Genomic DNA, 18,985 nt, shown 5'->3' on the forward strand with positions numbered 1-18,985 from the left:
GCAACACACTGTTAGCGTCGTCTGCCATGGACGATCACGCGCTGCTCGCCTCGGGCCGCGACGCCGACGTCTACGTGCTCGACGAGTCGCGGGTGCTGCGCCGCTACCGCCAGGGCGGGGACAGCGAGCCTGAGGCGGCGTTGATGGCGTACGTCGCTGCCGCCGGCTACCCGGTGCCCGTGGTGTACGACGCCCAGGGGCCCGACCTGGTGCTCGAACGACTCGACGGCGAGACTCTCCTGGCGTCGATGCTCGCCGGGCGCACCGGCATCGGCGCGGCCGCCGACCTACTGGTGGGCCTGCACGACCGCCTCCACAGCCTGCCGGCCCGCTTCAGCGCCGATCCGGCGGACCGCGTCCTGCACCTCGACCTGCATCCACAGAACGTCATGGTGACCTCGCGCGGGCCGGTGCTCATCGATTGGCGTAACGCGACCGAGGGCCCAGCCGACCTGGACGTGGCCATGACCGCTCTCATTCTCGCCGAGGTGGCGGTCAGCCCGGACCCGCAGCTCGCCGATCTTGCCCGGGACGGCCTCGACGCCTTTCAGCAACGCGCCGAAGCACCCCGGGTCAGCCAACTACGACATGCCGTGGGTCTGCGCCGGGTCGACCCCGCGCTCTCCGCGGTCGAGAAGTCCGCCCTGGGCCGCGCCGCCGCCCTGGTCCATACCCGCGTCGGCTGATCGTCCGTGCGCTGGCAGCCCGAACGGCGCGCGCCGGGTCCCGTGATCGGCCTCTCGGCCAGCGCTCAGTGCGGTGGCAGCAGCGCGTCGACCAGGTCGCGCAGCGGCCCGACCAGGTCATGCTCGGTGGCTGAACTCAGCGGTTCCAGCCGGATCGACGACCGCAGCACCGCGACTCCGATGCCGGCGGCGAGGGCCATCTGGGCGTGGAGCAGGAGCTGTTGGCTGTCCGGATCGCCGGGACGCCACCCGCGAGCCGCTGCCAGTTGTTCGCTGGAACGGACCAGCACGCCACGCCGGATCTCGTCGGCCTCCGCGTCCCCGGACGACCGCAACAGCAGTGCGAGCTGGCTCGACAGGCCGGCCGCGCCGAGGCCGGCGATGTGCCGGGCGATGGCTTCGGGCACCCGGCCGGCGGGCGTCTGACCGTAGGTTCGGCCCAGTTCGTCGCCAGCGGCACGCAGGCACGCCTCGAACAGGCCTCCTTTGGAAGTGAAGTAGCGGCTGATGAGCGCCACGTTGACGCCCGCGTCGTCGGCGATGTCCCGGACGGTGGTGGCCGCGTAGCCGTCCCGGGCGAAGCGTTGGCGGGCGGCGTCGAGCAGCAACTGCCGGGTCTCGGCCGCGTCCCGACGGCGACGCTGGGCCGGTTCGCCGGCGGTGTTGCTGGTCGCGGGGACAGGCGGTTCTGCTGTCACGACGCGTCCTTCCTGTCGCTCTGGCGCGGAGTCGGTGGGTTGCCGTCCGCCCATCCGCTGCTCGATTCGGGCCGGTAAGTAAACATATGTTGACTTTCTGTCGACTGCAAGGTCCGGTACGACCCGAAGGTGACGTAAACGACTGTTGACATGAGTCCCGGGCTGCGGATACTGGCTAAGTCAGCAAACGTTTACATCTAGTTCGGGGATCTCATGACCCACACCATCGAGGAGTCGACGAACCTCGACTCCGCGTCCGGCGCCGCCCCGCGCGCCAACAGCAGCCTCCTGGTGCTGTACCTGTCGCTGGGCGGCCTGGCGTTCGCGGTGCTCCAGTCGCTGGTCGCGCCCGCGCTGTCGACCATCGGAAGGGACCTGGGCGTCTCGACCGGAGACATCAGCTGGGTGCTCACTGCGTACCTGTTGGCCGCCTCGGTGTTGACGCCCATCCTCGGACGTCTCGGTGACATGGTCGGCAAGCGCCGGGTCCTCATCGGCGTCCTCGCGGCCCTCGCCGCGGGCACACTGCTCGCCGCTCTGGCCCCCAACCTGACCGTGCTGATCGTCGCGCGGGCGCTACAGGGAGCCGCCGGAGCGATCCTGCCGCTCTCGATCGGCATCGTCCGCGACCAACTGCCCCGGGAGAAGGTCGGCGTCACCGTCGGCCTGCTGTCGGCGATCTTCGGGGTCGGCGCCGGTGTCGGCATCGTGGCCGCGGGCCCGATCGTGGAGCACCTGTCGTGGCACTGGCTGTTCTGGCTGCCACTGGTCCTCGTCGTCGTCGCGCTGCTCGGAACCATCTTCGGGATGCCCGAGTCGCGGGTCCGCACGCCCGGACGGCTCGACATGCTCGGCGCGGCCATCCTCTCGGTGTCGCTGGTCTCGTTGCTGCTGGCCGTGAGCAAGGGGCAGGGCTGGGGCTGGACCGAGTCGAAGACCATCGGCCTGTTCCTGCTCGGCGTGGTCGCGATGGTGGTGTTCGTCCGGGTCGAGCTGCGGGTACGCGAGCCCCTCATCGACATGCGCCTGATGCGGATCCGCGGTGTCTGGGCCACCGACCTCGTCGCCCTGATCCTCGGTTTCGCGATGTTCGGGACGTTCGTGCTGGTACCGACCCTGCTGCAACTCCCCGCGGCCACCGGGTACGGGTTCGGCAAGACGGTGTCCCAGGCGGGCCTCTTCCTGCTGCCCACCGTCCTGATGATGGTGGTCTTCGGCCCCCTCGCGGGTCTGCTGGACCGTCGCTTCGGCCCCAAGGTGCCGATGTTCCTCGGCACGGTCGCGGTCGTCGTCGCGTTCGTGCTGCCGGCGCTCGGGCACGGCGCGACCTGGCAGGTTCTGCTCTCCGGGGTGCTCACCGGCGCCGGCATCGGCCTGGCGTTCGCGGCGATGTCCAACGCCATCATCGAGAGCGTCCCGGCCGGGCAGACCGGCGAGGCGAGCGGCGTCAACACCATCGCCCGCACCATCGGCAGCAGCATCGGCGCGGCGGTCGTGGCGGCCGTCATCACCTCGAACAGCACCCCACAGGGGCTACCCACCGACACGGCGTTCACCGCCGGCTTCTGGGTGTGCGCGGGCGTCGCGGTCCTGGCCGTCTTCGCGGCACTCGCCCTGCCCTCAGCGCGCCGCCGCCACGAGCAGGCCCTTGCCGCCGGTGTCGACGACCTCCCGCCCGAGCCGGTCGAGCTGCACCTGCCCATTCGGCAGCACTGAGCAAGCGGCGCACAGGCGCAGGCCGTGCCCACCAGGAGTGGGCACGGCCTACGCCGTTCGGTGTGACCTCGACCTGCTCGCTATCCGCCCAGTCGAAGGTGCCAGCGCGCACCCTGGCTGGTGAGCCGGACGACAGCCAACGGCTCGACGTCCACCTGCCGGTACGTCGCCATCGGAAGGCCGAGGGCGTGCACCACCGCGACCCGGATCACCAGTGGGTGGGTGACCGCGATGACTCGTCCACCGGCCCGGTGCTGCGCGTCCAGCCAGCTGCCGACCCGATCCCGCACCGCCGTGACGGACTCACCGCCGTGCGGCGCGCAGTCCGGGGCGGACAACCAGTCGTGCAGTGCCTGCGGCTGCGATTCAGCGACCTCCTCAAGCGATCGCCCGGACCAGTCCCCGTAGTCACAGTCGGCCAACGCGGTCTCGACCGTCGGCAGCAGGCCGAAGGCGTCGGCGGTCTGTCGGGCGGCCACCGCGGGGCTGGACAGGCAGGTGGCGTTCTCCCCGAGGGGCCAACGCCGGTCCGCACCCGCGTGGGCCTGGGCGAGCGTGGCACGCAGGCCACCCTCGTCCAGGCCGTCGCCGGCACCGCCGAAGCGGGCCCGGCGCAGCGCGGCGGTGTGAGCGTGGGCGACCAGCCGAAGGCTGGTGCCGGTCACGTGCTCGGCAGCGCGGTGCCGGCCCGGCGACGCCGCTCGTGGTGCATCAGGGCCGCGAACAGCAGGCCGATGCCGGTCCAGAGCACGACCTGGGTGCCGAGCGAGGCCAACCGGAAACTCCACAACAGGGTCGCCGGGAAGTCCGCCGGAACCTCCTGGAAGGAGGGCATCACCACGTACGACACTGCCGTGACCAGGAGAAAGCCGCCCACGGCCGCGGCGGCGCGAAGCCACGTCGGCGCGTGGGCACCGACCGACCGGTAGCCCAGCGAGCCGGCCCACACGGCCACCAGCCCGAGCACCACCATCAACAGGTAGGTGACGGTCCGTTGGTTGATGGTGGCCGGGTCGCCGACCGCCGGTGGGTTCGCCGGGTACTTGAGGAACGGCACGATCACCGCACCGACCAGCGCCGCGCCGGCCAGCAGCAGACCCCACCGCCCGTCGTCGTCGCCGCGCCGCCGCCGGGCCAGCAGGACGTACGCCGTGGCCAGCAGGCCACCCATCGCGGCCCCGAACAGGGCGGTGGCCAGGAAGAGGCCGCCCCGCTGACCCGTCCGGCTGACCAGGGCGTCCTCGTGATCGTGCGCACCAACGGCAGGCTCGGCGTGCGTCGCCGCCTCCTCGATGGCGATGGCCGCCTCGACGTGCGGTTCGCCGGCGACGTACGCGAACGCCCCGGCGAGCAGGCCGGCGATCAGGCCGGCCAGCAGCCCGCGGACGAGGACGGCGAGGAACGGGGGAGTGCTGGTGGTGGTCAGTGGCACGGGACGCCCAGCAGGTGCCGGCCGTCGTGCATCAGCTCGTGCAGGTACATCCCACTGCGCGACACCGCCCCCTGGTCGAAGGCGACGAGATACGTCAGCAGGGCGAGCGCGGCAACGGTCGCCAGAGCAGTCCACAAGAGACGGGCACTGCCAGCGGGGTGCACCACCGGCTGGCTGGTAGCGGAGCTAGACATGAATACACGAACCTCCCCAGGGATGACGCGTCCCCATCGCAAGGCTGCGGACGACCGAGCGTCCTGGCTCGCGGACCCCGATGGTGATTGGGGAACCGCTCACAGTGGCGCGACCGCGCCGGATTCACACCGGCTTCCCTCGCGTCGCCGCAGATAGTGCGTCGACGGTATCGGTGCCGCCTCAGGCGGTCAACCCGGACCCGTGCCCCGGACGCGTCAGTGCACCGGCGCGTCGACGAGGCGGACCAGCCGCAGGTGCCGGGTGGATTCGTCAGACCAAAAGGCGACACTGCCGGAGGCCGGTCGTGGTGCGCGTTCGGGACTCGACAACAGGCTGTTACCGCTAACATGGTCAATCTGCCAGATCGGCTCCGTGGCTCCGGGTTGACCCGGAGGGTTCGATCAGCGGCGGGGCGGGGTGTGCTGTGGACGAGAACGCGCCAGGGACGGGTCCGGTGACGACCGGCGAGGTCGCGCGACGAGCGGGCATCGTCGACGCGCACCATCACCTCTGGGTCCGGGCGCGGCACCCACAGCCCTGGATCGATCCGCACACCATGGCCGCGATCGACGACGACTTCACACCGGTCGAGCTCGCCCCGGCGACCCGGGCCGCCGGGGTCACCCAGACCGTGGTCGTCCAGTCCGTCGCCGTTCGGTCGGAGACGCCCGAGTTGCTCGGCATCGCGGCCGACGACCCGCTCGTCGCCGGGGTCGTCGGCTGGGTCGACCTCACCGCGGCCGATGTCGACCGTCGCCTCGCCCGACTACGCGGGGCGCGCGGCGGCGAACGGCTGGTCGGGATCCGGCACCTGGTCCAGTCCGAACCCGACCCGACCTATCTCGATCGCCCCGAGGTGCGGCGCGGCATCGCCGCGGTCGGTGCCGCGGGTCTCGCCTTCGACCTCCTGGTGCGCCACCGTCAGCTGCCGGCGGCCGTCCGGCTCGTCCGCGACCTGCCCCAGGTGCGGTTCGTCCTGGACCACCTCGGCAAGCCCCCGCTCGGACGCGCCGATCTCGGCGACTGGCAGCGCGACCTGCGGGCGCTCGCGGCCGAGTCCAACACCACGGCGAAGCTCTCCGGCCTGGTGACCGAAGTGGATGGTGGGTCCTGGACCGCGGCCGACCTGCGGCCCGCGGTCGAGCACGCCCTCGACGTGTTCGGGCCGGATCGGCTGATGTTCGGCTCGGACTGGCCGGTGTGCCTGCTCGCCACTTCGTACAACCGCTGGGTCGCCGTCCTCGGTGACCTGCTGGACCCGCTGTCCGACGACGAGCGGGCCGCGATCTGGCGCCGGACCGCCGGCCGTGTCTACCAGCTGGCCCCGTCCTGAGACTGCAGCGCCTTTCGGCCTGGGGACATAGCATGTTATCGATAACATGCTGGCGGTGGCAGTCGGTGTCGATTTGGTCAGACGTATGGCTTCGATGGCACAGGTAACGATGGCAAAACATGCCCGCAAGACCTTGGCAACATACGTGAATGCGTGGCAAGGTAACGCCTGATCGCGGGAAACATCCGACCTATCTCCAAGGTTGTGCGGGCACCTCGCCGCACCGCCGGCCGAGCGGGGTCGGTCGCTCACAGACGTTCGGCTCGTCGGCGGGTCCCCGTCGGACGCCGGCGCCACGCTTGAGGAGGTCAGGTCCGACGATGAGTAGCGCCGAGGCAACCGCCGGCACACAGCGCGGCGAACTCAGCGACTGGTTCCGGGAACGGATCTCCCACGCCGTCTCCGAGTTCACCGCCGCGACCGCGTTGGTCGTCCTGTTCATCGCCTTGACCTTCGCGAGTCCCTACTTCCTGACTGCGGACAACCTCTTCAACATCGGGGCCCAGACGGCGGTGATCGCCATCATCGCCACCGCCCAGACGATGGTCATCATCACGAAGGGCATCGACCTGTCCGTGGGGTCGGTCGCCGCGCTCGCCGGCGTGTTGGGCGCGATGGTCGTGCGCGACCTCGGCTTCTCGCTCTGGGCGGCGACGGCGGTCGCGATCGGCGTGGGCGCGCTGGCCGGGCTGCTGAACGGGCTGCTGGTAACGGTGGCCCGGATTCCGCCGTTCATCGCGACGTTGGGGACCATGTCCGTGGGCCGAGGCCTGGTCTTCATCATCACCGGTGCGGTCGGCGTCTACGGCCTTCCCCGGTCCTTCCAACTGCTCGGCAACGGGCAGATCCTCGGCATTCCGTTCGCCGTGGTGATCACCGTCCTGGTCGCCGTCGGGGTCGCCTTCCTGCTCTCCCAGACCCGCTTCGGTCAGTACACCTACGCCATGGGCTCCAATTTGGAGGCGGCCCGCCGCTCCGGTATCCGGGTCGGGCGGCACCTGACCGGGGTGTACGTGCTGGCCGGCGTGCTGGTCGGGCTGGGCGGCATGATCGCCGCCTCCCGGGTCAACTCCGGCCAGCCCAACTACGGGATCTCACTGGAACTCGACGTCATCGCCGCCGCCGTCATCGGCGGAGCCAGCCTGTTCGGCGGGCAGGGCCGGATCGTCGGGACCATCATCGGCGCGTTCCTCATCGCCCTGGTCCGCAACGGCGCCGTCCTGCTCGACATCAGCATCCACTACCAGCAGGTGATCGTCGGCGTGATCATCTGGGCCGCCGTCTACTTCGACCAGTACCGCCGCCGGCGGCTGGAATCACGGGGTTGACATGCCATTCCGAGAGTCCGAACGAGGAAGGACACACACCATGGCACACACCACCACCAGCCGGCGGACGCGAGGACGACTCCTGCGCGTGCAGGCGATCCTGGCCGCGGCCGCAGCGACCGCCCTGCTCAGCGCCTGCGGCGGCGTCGAGGTCCGTGACGGCGGCGGCGACAGCGCGACCAAGGACGCGAGCGGCCCGTTGAAGCTCGCCGTCGTACCCAAGGCGGTCGGCGCCGACTACTGGAACACCGTCAAGGCGGGCGCCGAGTGCGCCGCGCAGCGCGCGGGGGACGTCACCGTCCAGTGGGACGGGGTGACCGCCGAGACCGACGTCGAGGGCCAGGTCAACCTGATCCAGAACTTCGTCACCAAGAAGGTCGACGGCATCGTCTACGCAGCGACCGACTCCAGCGCGCTGGCACCGGCGACCGACAAGGCGCTCAGCGCCAACATCCCGGTCGCCATGATCGACTCTGGCACCAGCCCGCAGCCGTCGAACGTGCCCCTCTTCGCCACCGACAACCGTGCGTCGGCGACCGAGGCGGCCAAGCTGCTCGCCACCGAGCTCGGCCCCGGCAACCACGAGGTGGCGCTCGTCGAGTTCCAGCCCGGATCGCAGACCAACACCGAGCGGGTCGACGGCTTCAAGGCCGGCCTCGCCCAGTACCCCAACCTGAAGCTGGTCGGCCAACAGCCGAGCAAGAGCGACGTCAACGAGGCCCGACGGGTCACCGAGAACATCCTCACCGCCAACCCCAACCTGAAGGGTGTCTTCGCGGCCAACGAGCCGAGCGTGCTCGGTGCCGCGCAGGCCATCCAGGCCGCCGGCAAGTCCGGCAAGGTGGTCATCATCGGGTGGGACGCCGCCCCGGACGAGATCGCCGGGGTACGCAACGGCCAGATCTCGGCGCTGGTCGTGCAGAACCCGTTCAAGATGGGCTACTTCGGCGTCGACAAGATGGTCAAGCACCTTCGGGACAAGGCGCCGCTGGCGTCGGCCGACACCGGCGTCACCTTCGTCACCAAGGAGAACATCGACTCGGCGGAGATCAAGGCGGTGCTCGAGCCCAGCTGCGCCAACCCGCCGGTGCAGTGATGGGTGTGAACCCCACGGCCACCAAGACCAGCGACCAGCAACCCACCGACGCGGAGCCGCCGGTCCTCGAAGCCCGCGGCATCGTCAAGCGGTTCGGGCACGTCGAGGCGTTGCGCGGCGCCGACTTCACGGTCCGCCGCGGTGAGGTCGTCGCGCTGATCGGCGACAACGGCGCCGGCAAGAGCACCCTGATCAAGACCCTGTCCGGTGTGCACCCGCCGGACGAGGGCGAGATCCGGGTCGGCGGCCGTCCGGTCCAGTTCTCCACCCCCGTCGACGCCCGGCGGGCAGGGGTGGAGACCGTCTACCAGGACCTCGCCGTCGCCGACGACCTCAGCGTCGCCGCCAACCTGTATCTCGGCCGGGAGATCCTTCGCTCTGGACCACTCGGCCGGCTCGGGCTGCTGGACAAGCGCGCCATGCGCCACGGCGCCGCCGCCGCCCTGGACGAACTGGGCGTACGGATCCCCCGGGTCACCACCCCCATCGCGATGCTGTCCGGTGGGCAGCGGCAGTGCGTGGCGGTGGCCCGGGCCATCATCTGGGCGACCAACGTGGTCATCCTCGACGAGCCCACCGCGGCCCTGGGTGTGGTCCAGACCGGGCGGGTGCTCGACGTCGTCCGGCGGGCCCGCGACGCCGGCATGTCGGTGGTGCTGGTGAGCCACAACATGCCGCAGGTCCTCGAGATCGCCGACCGCGTCGAGGTGCTGCGCCTCGGCCGGCGCGCGGCCCAGCTCCGCGCCGACGAGGCCACCACCGACGATCTGGTCGCCGCGATGACCGGCAGCACCAGCGTGGGTCGGGACGAGCGGTGAGGGCCGCCGTCCAGGGAGGCGCCCGCGGTCCCGCGGGTCCGACGAGCCGCGGCGGCGCTGCACCGCCGCTGCGGCTGAGCCCACTGGGCTTCGGCGCCTCCCAGGGCGGCAATCTCTACCGGGCGACGTCCGACGAGCAGTTCGCCGCCGCCGTGGACACCGCGTGGGCAGGCGGCATCCGATACTTCGACACCGCACCGCACTACGGGCTGGGCCTGTCCGAACGACGCCTGGGCGCGGCCCTGCGCTCCCGCCCCCGCGGCGAGTACGTGGTGTCGACGAAGGTCGGCCGGCTGCTCGTGCCGTCACCGGAGACGGCGCACCAGCGGGATCCGGAGGGGTTCGACGTTCCCGCCGATCACCGCCGGATCTGGGACTTCAGCCGCGACGGCGTCCGCCGTTCGCTGGAGGCGAGCCTTCGGCGCACCGGCCTGGACCGGATCGACGTGGTGTATCTGCATGACCCCGACGAGCACTGGCAGCAGGCCGCCAACGAGGCGATCCCGGCCCTGGTGGAGCTGCGGGAGCAGGGCGTGATCGGTGCCGTCGGGGCGGGAATGAACCAGTCGGCGATGCTGGCCCGCTTCGTGGCGGAGACCGACGTGGACGTGGTGATGTGCGCCGGCCGGTACACCCTGTTGGAACAGGGCGCGCTGACCGACCTGCTGCCCGTCGCGCAGGCCCGCCACGTCGGTGTGGTGGTCGCCGGTGTCTACAACTCCGGGCTGCTGGCCCGGGACATGCCGCCGACCGACGCCGTCTACGACTACCAGCAGGCGCAGGCAGAGGTGATCGACCACGCCCGCCGGATAGCGCGGGTCTGTCAGACGTACGGCGTCACGTTGCCCCAGGCGGCGTTGGCGTTCGTCCGTCGTCACCCGGCCGTGGTCTCGACCGTTGTCGGCATGCGGGACGACGTCCAGGTGACCGAGACCCTCCGTCGGTCCGGTGTCGACGTCCCGGATCAACTCTGGACGGCGTTGTACGACGAGGGGCTGCTCGACGTACAGCCGTGAGGGTCGGTCACGACCGGGCCGTCTCGATGCTGGCGTCAGCGTCGTCGGGTAACCCCTGCAACGACTCCTCCACACCGATCAGGTGGTTGGCCATCCGGGTGCGTGCCCGTTCCGGGTCGCGTGCCACGAGGGCCTTCAGGATCGCCACGTGCTCGTCATGGGTGCGCAGGTCCGCGCCCTCCTCGTGCAGACTCCGCCAGAGCCGGCCACGGATGGTGCGCCCGGCGAAGGCTTCGATCAGACCGACGAGCACCGGATTCTCGGCGTGCACCGCGATGATCCGGTGAAAGGCGATGTCGATCTCCATGATCCGCTCGTGGTCCGGCGGTGCCTGGCCGACCAACCGGGCCGCCTCTTCGAGCAGGTCACCCGCCTGGGCCAGGGCCTCGTCGGTGATCCTGGTCGCCGCCAGGCAGGCGGCCTCGCACTCCAGCAGCCGGCGGACGGTGTGGATGTGCCGGGGGTCGCCCTGGCCCTGGAAGTCGACCACGAAATTCATCGGGGCCAGCAGCTGTGGCGCGTCGAGGTTGGTGACGTAGGTGCCGTCGCCCTGACGGATGTTGACGATCCCCAGGATCGACAGGGCCGACATCCCCTCGCGCAGGGAACCTCGCGAGACGCCGAGCTGCTCGGCGAGGTCCTTCTCGATGGGCAACCGGTCCCCGGGCCGGAACTGCCCTTCGAGGATCATCCGTTTGATGCCGTTGACCACTTCGTCGGTGCGAGACATGACCCCCCCTAACGGCCGGCGGGGGTGGCCTTCCCACCCGCGATCACGTACGCCGCCTCCGGAGATGACACGGTAGTCGGGTCTGTCGCCGCCCAGTAGTGGCCGTCGGGGAACCGGTAGAGCGCCACCGACTCCTGACGCATCCGGGTGGAGTAGCCGGGCTGGCTGGGCAGGACGTATCCGCTGCCGGAACCGGTGTCGCGGATGATGCAGGGATCGGTGAAGTGCTCGTGCAGGTGGTCGACGAACTCGGTGACCCGGTTGGTGAGGTCTCCCGAGATCGCGACGTAGTCGAGCACCGACACGTGTTGGACCATCTCGCACAGCCCGACACCACCGGCGTGCGGGCACACCGGGACGTTGAACTTCGCGGCGAGCAGCAGCACGGCGACGATCTCGTTGATGCTGGCCAACCTGCCGGTGTCGAGCTGGCAGAAGTCGATGGCCTCGGCCTGGAAGAGCTGCTTGAACATCACCCGGTTGTGGCAGTGTTCGCCGGTGGCGACGCCGATCGGAGCGACGGCGCGGCGGACGGCCGCGTGGCCCAGGATGTCGTCGGGGCTGGTCGGCTCCTCGATCCACAGTGGCGTGAAGCGGGCGAGGGCGGTGACCCACTCGATGGCCTGACCGACGTCCCACACCTGGTTGGCGTCGATCATCAGGTTGCGATCCGGGCCGAGGATCTCCCGCGCGATCGCGCATCGGCGGATGTCGTCGTCGAGGTTGGCGCCCACCTTGAGCTTGACGTAGCCGTAGCCGGTGTCGACCGCCTCCTGGCACAGTCGGCGCAGCTTGTCGTCGCCGTAGCCGAGCCAGCCCGCCGAGGTGGTGTAGGCGGGGTAGCCGGTCCGGTCGAGCTCGGCGAGGCGGGCGGCCTTCGTGCTCTCCTTGGCCCGCAGGATGGCCAGTGCCTCGTCGCGGGTCAGCGCGTCGGACAGGTAGCGCAGGTCAGCGATGTCGACGAGTTGCTCGGGGGTCATGTCGACGAGCAGCCGCCACAGCGGCTTGTCGGCGACCCGGGCGACCAGGTCCCATGACGCGTTCAACACGGCGGCGAGGGACAGGTGGACGACGCCCTTCTCGGGGCCGAGCCACCGCAGTTGCGAGTCGGAGGTGAGCAGGCGGTAGACCGCGCCCATGTCCGCTGCCATCGTTGCCACGTCCTGGCCCACGAGGAGCTGTGCCTGGTGGACTGCCGCCGCCGCGACGATGTCGTTGCCTCGGCCGATGGTGAAGGTCAGGCCGTGCCCCGCGAGTGGCGCGCCCACGCCGTCGACGCCGTCGGTGTGCAGGACGACGTAGGCCGCCGAGTAGTCGCCGTCCTTGTTCATGGCGTCTGACCCGTCAGCGGTCAGGGAGGTGGGGAAGCGGACGTCTTCGACGGTGACGGCAGTGATCTGCGGCATGCGCTCCTCGCCCGGCTAGGCTAAAGATCAGATGATCACTGGGAGTATACGGAGGGCTGCTCCAGCGCGTCAACGTTGTCGATCACCTCGGACGTGCAGACATATGATGTTTGCCCTCTCGGGTCGAGCCGCCTTGACTCCGATCATGCCGGTTGGCGGGCGAAGGTGCCGCGCGCGGCGGACCTGGAGATCGGATGTTCCGGCTCGCCGCGAGGTATCGACGGCCACGTATGGGCCTGGTCCTCAGTGCTGTGGCCTCGATACGTCAAATCTTTGTCGAATGTCGACACCGTGCGCAGAGCCTCGTCTCCGGTGCCCGGCGTCGGTCGGCCGCAGCGTGCTCCCGGGGGGTTGGTGACGGTGGTCACCGCATCGCCGTCGACACGCCCGAGACCGACATGTGGGGTGTGACAACGACTGCGTCCCTATATATGGTGTCGAGCGCAGCTGGTTCGGCCGCTCATCCAGTGCGGTCGAGGCAACAGGGAACCCGGTGGAAATCCGGGACTGTCCCGCAGCGGTGAGTGGGAACGACAGCCGTCATCAGCACTGGGCCACCATTCGGCCTGGGAAGCGACGGCCAGTAGGAGACCGGCGAGCCCGGTCGTGCCCGCGAGTCCGAAGACCTGCCAGCGCGCCGCGTACCCGCACCCGGGTGGGCGGCGGTCCGAGGCCGCGTGGGACGGCTGACGCCACCTGACCCATGCCGGTGCCGGCGTGGCGTCCGTCGGTGTCTGTCTCCTCGCGTCCGGGCCACCAGGTCTCGAACTCCGAGGAGCGAGTGGTGACAGTCACCGAGGTAGTCCCGGCCAGAGGCGACGCGACAGTGCGGCGGACGCCGATGCAGGTCCGCAAGCGCGACGGCGGCACCGAACCCGTGGACGTGAACAAGATCGTCCGGGCGGTCGAGCGGTGGGCCGACGACCTGACCGACGTCGACCCGTTGCGGGTGGCTACCCGCACCATCAGCGGCCTCTACGACGGCGCGACCACTGCCGAACTCGACCGGCTGTCCATCCAGACCGCCGCCGAGATGATCGGTGAGGAGCCGCAGTACTCGCGTCTGGCCGCGCGGCTGCTGGCCGGCTACGTCGACAAGGAGGTGCGGCGACAGGGCATCACCTCGTTCAGCGCGGCGATCCGGGTCGGCCACGCCGAGGGCCTGATCGGTGACGACACCGCCGCGTTCGTCGCCGCACACGCCGCGACGCTCGACCACGCCGTCGACCCGGACGGCGACCGCCGGTTCGAGTATTTCGGCCTGCGCACGGTGTACGACCGCTACCTGTTGCGCCACCCCACCAGGCGACTGGTGCTGGAGACCCCGCAGTACTGGCTGCTGCGGGTGGCCTGCGGCCTGTCCCGGACGGCGGACGAGGCGGTCGACTTCTACCGGCTGATGTCCAGCCTGGCCTACCTGCCCAGCTCGCCGACCTTGTTCAACTCCGGCACCCGGCACACCCAGATGTCCTCCTGCTACCTGGTCGACTCCCCGCTCGACGAGCTGGACTCGATCTACGCCCGGTACGCCCAGGTCGCCAACCTGTCCAAGTTCGCCGGGGGCATCGGCATCGCGTACTCCCGGGTCCGCTCCCGGGGCGCGCTGATCCGGGGCACGAACGGGCAGTCCAACGGGATCGTGCCGTGGCTGCGCACGCTGGACGCGAGCGTCGCCGCGGTCAACCAGGGTGGCCGACGCAAGGGCGCTGCCTGCGTCTACCTGGAGCCGTGGCACCCGGACATCGAGGAGTTCCTGCAACTGCGGGACAACACCGGCGAGGACGCCCGCCGCACCCACAACCTGAACCTGGCCAACTGGGTGCCGGACGAGTTCATGCGTCGGGTCGAGGCCGACGAGCTGTGGTCGCTGTTCGACCCGCACGAGGTGCCCGAGCTGCCCGACCTGTGGGGGGAGCGGTTCGACGCCGCGTACCGGCAGGCCGAGGCGCAGGGCCGCTACGTGCGGCAGGTCCCGGCCCGCGAGCTGTACGGGAAGATGATGCGGACCCTCGCCCAGACCGGCAACGGCTGGATGACCTTCAAGGACGCGTCGAACCGGCTCTGCAACCAGACCGCCGAACCGGGCAACGTGGTGCACCTGTCCAACCTCTGCACCGAGATCGTCGAGGTGTCCAGTGACGCCGAGACCGCCGTGTGCAACCTCGGCTCGGTGAACCTCGCCGCCCACCTCACCGCCGACGGCATCGACTGGGAGCGGCTGCGCGCCACGGTGCGGACCGCGGTGACCTTCCTCGACCGGGTCATCGACATCAACTACTACCCGACCGCGCAGGCGGCGGCGAGCAACCCCCGCTGGCGGCCCGTCGGGCTCGGGCTGATGGGCCTTCAGGACGCCTTCTTCGCGCTGCGGCTGCCGTTCGACTCGCCGGCCGCCCGCGAGCTGTCCACCCGGATCAGCGAGGAGCTGTACCTGACCGCGCTGGAAACCTCCGCCGACCTGGCGCGCGACTTCGGCAAGCATCCGGCGTACCCGCAGACCCGGGCCGCGCGGGGCCAGCTCCAGCCCGACCTGTGGGGTGTCGCGGGTACGCAGACCGCGCGGTGGGACGTGCTGCGCGAGCGGGTCGAGGCGTACGGGCTGCGCAACTCGCTGCTGGTGGCGGTCGCGCCGACCGCCACCATCGCCTCGATCGCCGGGTGCTACGAGTGCATCGAGCCGCAGGTGTCCAACCTGTTCAAGCGCGAGACCCTGTCGGGGGAGTTCCTCCAGGTCAACACCGCTCTGGTACGCGAGCTCAAGGCCCGCGGTCTGTGGACCGAGCGGATCCGTTCGGCGATCAAGCGGGCGGAGGGGTCGGTGCAGGACATCGCCGAGTTGCCGGCCGGCGTACGGGAACTGTTCCGCACCGCGTGGGAGCTGCCGCAGCGGGCGCTGATCGACCTGGCCGCCGCCCGCGCCCCGTTCATCGACCAGTCCCAGTCGCTGAACCTGTTCCTGGCCGCGCCGACCATCGGCAAGCTCTCCTCGATGTACCTCTACGCCTGGAAGGCCGGGCTGAAGACCACCTACTACCTGCGCTCGCGCCCCGCGACGCGGATCCAGCAGGCCACCGTCAGCGCCGTCGCACCCGTCGTCGTCGACGCCGACGCGCTGGCCTGCTCGCTGGAGAACCCCGAGTCGTGCGAGGCCTGCCAGTGACTCTTCCCGACGCCGCCACTACCGACGCCAGCACCACCGACACGAGGACCACGCACATGCTGCTCGACCCCGGGATGGACCTCACTCTCCGCCCGATGCGCTACCCGCACTTCTTCGACCGGTTCCGCGACGCGATCCGCAACACCTGGACCGTCGAGGAGGTCGACCTGCACGCCGACCTCGCCGACCTGGACAAGTTGTCGCCGGCCGAACGGCACCTGGTCAGCCGCCTGGTGGCGTTCTTCGCCACCGGTGACACGATCGTCGCCAACAACCTGGTGCTCAACCTCTACCAGCACGTCAACAGCCCGGAGGGTCGCCTCTACCTGTCCCGCCAACTGTTCGAGGAGGCCGTGCACGTCCAGTTCTATCTCAACCTGCTCGACACGTACGTGCCCGACGAGACGGAGCGCTTCGAGGCCTTCGCGGCCATCGAGAACATCCCCTCGATCCGGCGTAAGGCCGAGTTCTGCTTCCGGTGGATCGACTCTCTCAGCGACCTGCGGGAGCTGCGGTCCCGCGAGGACCGGCGCACGTTCCTGCTCAACCTCATCTGCTTCGCCGCCTGCATCGAGGGGTTGTTCTTCTACGGCGCGTTCGCCTACGTCTACTTCCTGCGTTCCCGTGGCCTGCTGCACGGCCTCGCCTCGGGCACCAACTGGGTGTTCCGCGACGAGTCCATGCACATGGCGTTCGCGTTCGACGTCGTCGACACCGTTCGCGCCGAGGAGCCGGACCTGTTCGACGACGACCTCGCCGACCAGGTTCGCCGGATGCTCACCGAGGCGGTCGAGTGTGAGGTGCAGTTCGCCGAGGACCTGGTGGGCCACGGCGTGCCCGGTCTGACATTGGCCGACATGCGGGAGTACCTCCAGCACGTCGCCGACCGCCGCCTCGCCCAGCTCGGCATCGCGCCGCACTACGGGTCGAGCAACCCGTTCGGCTTCATGGAGTTGCAGGACGTGCAGGAGCTGTCCAACTTCTTCGAGCGGCGGGTGTCGGCGTACCAGGTCGGGGTGACCGGCACCGTCGCCTTCGACGACGACTTCTAGGCCGCAACCTCGGCCACGGGTTGCCCATGAGGAACGCCCCGCCTCCGCCGATCTTGCATTTTCCGTTGCCGGTATAGGCGCAATGCTATTTATGTCGCGACAGGATGTGCAAGATCGCGGAGAAGGGGACAGTCCAGTCTCGTCGATCATGGAGTTGTGGTGCCTGATTTGGTATTGCGCAGGCACTTTGTCACCCACCACAACTCCATGATCGACGGGGCGGTGCGGGTTTGGCGAACAGCCACTCCGTCTAAACGCGACGGTGCCTTGCTACTTCTTATCAATCGATCGAAGGAAGCGGGGCGCTCAGCTCTGGGCTTCTGCGACGTAGACACCTTTGCCCGGCTGGCCCTCGACCAACTCGCGGTCTTTGAGGATCGTCATGACCCGGTTGATGGTGGAGATGTGCACGCCGTACTGCTCGGCCAGCTCACGGGTGGACGAGAGTTTCTCGCCCGGAGCAAGCTCACCCGACTTGATTTTTCCCGCGATCTCGTTGGCGATCCGCCGGTAGTCCACTCGCTCGGTCGGCATGGGTCGATCTCCGTAAGGTTCCCTGGTTTCGGCAGCCCAATCTGATCACGAGGAGACCTGATCCAACAAGTTCCACGAAGCACCTTGACCTGCTCCTACAAGTTGGAATAGGTTGCAGCTTGGTCGGGTTCCCTGGTTTCGGCAAACTCCTGGGTTCTCGGCCGCACACCCACCTGGGGGAGCACGGCAGATGGTCGCTGCCCCCAGGTGGGGCCAACGTCGTGAACGCGGGAGGGTGCCGCCGTGCCGATCGATGAACCGGTAAGTCGGGCAGACGAACTGTTCGCCGCGATGCGGACGCTTGATGCTCATTGGACTCGGGCACTTGACCAGCCGTGGCGTTCAGGCGGCTGCCTTGAGTGCACAAGTCAGGGCGAATGCCGTCAGCTCGATTGGTCGTTGGGTGTCGTGGCGGATGCCGCATCGATCATGTTGCAGAAGTAACGATGGACGCTGAGCAGTGCGGCGAGGTCGACCACGACTTCTAGGCGGCGACCGATCCGGGGGCCTGGCGTCGCTTGGTGAGCCACCGCATCACGTGCAGTGGGTGCGACGCCGGGTCCGGGATCGGGTGGAAGACGTGTTCGACCTCGCTGTCGGCGACGATCAGGGTCAGCCGCTCGTAGAGCGTCATGTCGCCCGCGGTGCGGGTCGGCAGCCGCAGCGCGTCGGCCAGGGTCAGCCTCGGGTCGGGGATCAGCGGGTAGGGCAGCCGCAGTCGGTGCGCGAGTTCTCGCTGGTACCCGGTCGATTGGGCGGACAGGCCGTACACCCGGGCGGCGCCGGCCGCGCGGAGCTCGGCGTGGTGGTCGCGGAACCAGGCGGCCTGCTCGGTGCTGCCCCGCGCGCGCCGTGGATCTCCAGCAGCCCGTTGGGCAGGTCACGCCCGGCCGGCCGGTCAGTGGGTAGACGAAGATGACGCTGCGCCCGGCGCCGAGCGCGCCGAGATCGACCGGACGGCCGTCGGTGCCGTAGAAGGACAGGGATGGCAACCTGACGCCGACCAGCGCGGCGGGGTCGGCACCTTCGGCGGGACTGCCGGGTACGACCTGGGTCGCGGCCGCGTCCAGCGCGTCCCGCTGGGCGGTCAACTTGCCGATCCGTTCCTGGAGGTTGGTGATGGTGCTGCGGGACGTGGGCACCTTCCTCGGCCGGAAGCAGCCGGCGCAATGGCGGTGCGAGTTGCCAAATTTGCGCACGCTCGTCGACAAAACGAAGTGGTTGCCAAGGGGGGTGCCGGCAGGGATTCCCACGTACAGGTTTGAGCGTGTCCCCGCGGCATAACAAAATTCCGCCGATACCGCTCTGAGCGGTAGCTGTTCCCTAGCACAGCCATTCGTCTTGGGCGAGTCGCACTGCGGGCGGCCTTTGATGGCGGCGCAGCAGCCACAGCCGATGATACTCGCTGCAAGAGAGCAAGCATCTTCGTCTAAACGTGAGCACCCGCGCGAGTTATACGGAGGCCTTCCACCGGAAGCGTCACACCTCGGCTGATTTGGTTCTGTACGCGTCGAAGACACCGTCGATGCTGCGCACTGCGGCGAGTAAGTGCCCAAGGTGCTGCGGGTCGGCCATCTCGAAGCTGAACCGGCTCACGGCCACCCGATCCCAACTTGTGGAGTGTGTAGCGGAGAGGATGTTGACCCGTTCGTCGGAGAGCACCCTGGTGACGTCGGCCAGCAGCTTGTGTCGGTCCAGGGCCTCGACCTGGATGGCGACCAGGAACGTCGACGCGGAGGTGAGCTTCCAACTCACCTCGACGACCCGCTCGCTCTGCGCGCGCAG

General features: G+C 69.5%; 18 protein-coding genes and 2 riboswitches. Of the genes, 9 read left to right on the plus strand and 9 right to left on the minus strand.

The annotated features are described in order from the left end of the window. Positions 1–26 precede the first annotated feature (26 nt). Positions 27–686: a phosphotransferase gene (locus ABZU43_RS31990; protein ID WP_355010100.1), complete on the plus strand. Its 660-nt coding sequence runs from the start codon at positions 27–29 to the stop codon at positions 684–686. Between the two features lie 65 nt (positions 687–751). On the opposite strand, the gene ABZU43_RS31995 is transcribed toward ABZU43_RS31990, so the two are convergent. Next, positions 752–1,384, minus strand: a complete 633-nt coding sequence (locus tag ABZU43_RS31995; protein ID WP_355010101.1) for a TetR family transcriptional regulator — start codon at positions 1,382–1,384, stop codon at positions 752–754. A 213-nt stretch (positions 1,385–1,597) separates the two neighbouring features. Between ABZU43_RS31995 and ABZU43_RS32000 the strand changes: the two genes are divergently transcribed. Beyond that, positions 1,598–3,100 (plus strand): MFS transporter, encoded by a 1,503-nt coding sequence (locus ABZU43_RS32000; RefSeq protein WP_355010102.1) that lies wholly within the window; start codon positions 1,598–1,600, stop codon positions 3,098–3,100. A gap of 80 nt (positions 3,101–3,180) precedes the next feature. On the opposite strand, the gene ABZU43_RS32005 is transcribed toward ABZU43_RS32000, so the two are convergent. From ABZU43_RS32005 to ABZU43_RS32015, 3 genes are read right to left on the minus strand one after another with little or no spacing between them, the layout of a single operon-like run. Next, positions 3,181–3,765, minus strand: coding sequence for a histidine phosphatase family protein (locus ABZU43_RS32005; protein ID WP_355010103.1), 585 nt, complete (start codon positions 3,763–3,765; stop codon positions 3,181–3,183). Continuing rightward, positions 3,762–4,532, minus strand: coding sequence for a CbtA family protein (locus ABZU43_RS32010; RefSeq protein ID WP_355010104.1), 771 nt, complete (start codon positions 4,530–4,532; stop codon positions 3,762–3,764). Before ABZU43_RS32010 ends, ABZU43_RS32005 begins: the two co-directional genes overlap by 4 nt. Continuing rightward, entirely contained in the window at positions 4,523–4,726 is a 204-nt protein-coding gene (locus ABZU43_RS32015; protein ID WP_355010105.1) for a CbtB-domain containing protein, read from the minus strand. Before ABZU43_RS32015 ends, ABZU43_RS32010 begins: the two co-directional genes overlap by 10 nt. A gap of 34 nt (positions 4,727–4,760) precedes the next feature. Continuing rightward, positions 4,761–4,916, minus strand: a riboswitch (cobalamin riboswitch). 265 nt (positions 4,917–5,181) lie between these two features. Between ABZU43_RS32015 and ABZU43_RS32020 the strand changes: the two genes are divergently transcribed. The 5 genes from ABZU43_RS32020 to ABZU43_RS32040 all read left to right on the plus strand — a co-directional run bounded on the left by ABZU43_RS32020 (position 5,182) and on the right by ABZU43_RS32040 (position 10,318). Further along, positions 5,182–6,060, plus strand: a complete 879-nt coding sequence (locus ABZU43_RS32020; protein WP_355010106.1) for an amidohydrolase family protein — start codon at positions 5,182–5,184, stop codon at positions 6,058–6,060. Between the two features lie 320 nt (positions 6,061–6,380). After that, positions 6,381–7,388 carry an ABC transporter permease gene (locus ABZU43_RS32025; RefSeq protein ID WP_091406814.1) on the plus strand — a complete coding sequence of 336 codons (1,008 nt, stop codon included), beginning with the start codon at positions 6,381–6,383 and terminating at the stop codon, positions 7,386–7,388. Between the two features lie 40 nt (positions 7,389–7,428). Next, complete coding sequence (locus tag ABZU43_RS32030) at positions 7,429–8,484, plus strand: ABC transporter substrate-binding protein (RefSeq protein WP_355010107.1); 1,056 nt, start codon at positions 7,429–7,431, stop codon at positions 8,482–8,484. Beyond that, complete coding sequence (locus ABZU43_RS32035) at positions 8,484–9,302, plus strand: ATP-binding cassette domain-containing protein (RefSeq protein WP_355010108.1); 819 nt, start codon at positions 8,484–8,486, stop codon at positions 9,300–9,302. Before ABZU43_RS32030 ends, ABZU43_RS32035 begins: the two co-directional genes overlap by 1 nt. After that, positions 9,299–10,318 (plus strand): aldo/keto reductase, encoded by a 1,020-nt coding sequence (locus tag ABZU43_RS32040; RefSeq protein WP_355010109.1) that lies wholly within the window; start codon positions 9,299–9,301, stop codon positions 10,316–10,318. The genes ABZU43_RS32035 and ABZU43_RS32040 overlap by 4 nt, the downstream gene beginning before the upstream one ends. A 7-nt stretch (positions 10,319–10,325) precedes the next feature. Here the strand turns inward: ABZU43_RS32040 and ABZU43_RS32045 are convergent, their stop codons facing one another. Further along, positions 10,326–11,048: a FadR/GntR family transcriptional regulator gene (locus ABZU43_RS32045; protein WP_355010110.1), complete on the minus strand. Its 723-nt coding sequence runs from the start codon at positions 11,046–11,048 to the stop codon at positions 10,326–10,328. An 8-nt stretch (positions 11,049–11,056) separates the two neighbouring features. Then, the gene (locus tag ABZU43_RS32050; RefSeq protein ID WP_355010111.1) at positions 11,057–12,454 is read right to left on the minus strand and encodes an enolase C-terminal domain-like protein; all 1,398 of its coding nucleotides are present in this window, start codon (positions 12,452–12,454) and stop codon (positions 11,057–11,059) included. A gap of 431 nt (positions 12,455–12,885) precedes the next feature. Continuing rightward, positions 12,886–13,103, plus strand: a riboswitch (cobalamin riboswitch). Positions 13,104–13,295: 192 nt separating this feature from the next. On the opposite strand from ABZU43_RS32050, the gene ABZU43_RS32055 reads away from it, so the two are divergent. Both ABZU43_RS32055 and ABZU43_RS32060 read left to right on the plus strand, forming a co-directional pair. Then, positions 13,296–15,614, plus strand: a complete 2,319-nt coding sequence (locus ABZU43_RS32055) for a ribonucleoside-diphosphate reductase subunit alpha (RefSeq protein WP_355010115.1) — start codon at positions 13,296–13,298, stop codon at positions 15,612–15,614. Between the two features lie 56 nt (positions 15,615–15,670). Beyond that, a complete protein-coding gene (locus ABZU43_RS32060) occupies positions 15,671–16,666 on the plus strand; it encodes a ribonucleotide-diphosphate reductase subunit beta (RefSeq protein WP_355010116.1) in 996 nt (331 codons plus the stop codon). A gap of 306 nt (positions 16,667–16,972) precedes the next feature. On the opposite strand, the gene ABZU43_RS32065 is transcribed toward ABZU43_RS32060, so the two are convergent. From ABZU43_RS32065 to ABZU43_RS32075, 3 genes are all read right to left on the minus strand, one after another. Continuing rightward, on the minus strand, positions 16,973–17,200 hold the full coding sequence (locus ABZU43_RS32065) for a winged helix-turn-helix domain-containing protein (protein WP_196922595.1): 228 nt from the start codon (positions 17,198–17,200) through the stop codon (positions 16,973–16,975). Between the two features lie 484 nt (positions 17,201–17,684). Then, entirely contained in the window at positions 17,685–17,972 is a 288-nt protein-coding gene (locus tag ABZU43_RS32070) for a hypothetical protein (protein ID WP_355010112.1), read from the minus strand. A 707-nt stretch (positions 17,973–18,679) separates the two neighbouring features. Next, a partial coding sequence (locus ABZU43_RS32075) for an ACT domain-containing protein (RefSeq protein ID WP_355010113.1) occupies positions 18,680–18,985 on the minus strand: 306 nt, incomplete at its 5' end.

It is taken from the genome of Micromonospora sp. NPDC005205, from assembly GCF_040608275.1.
In the GTDB taxonomy this organism is placed as follows: Bacteria; Actinomycetota; Actinomycetes; order Mycobacteriales; family Micromonosporaceae; genus Micromonospora.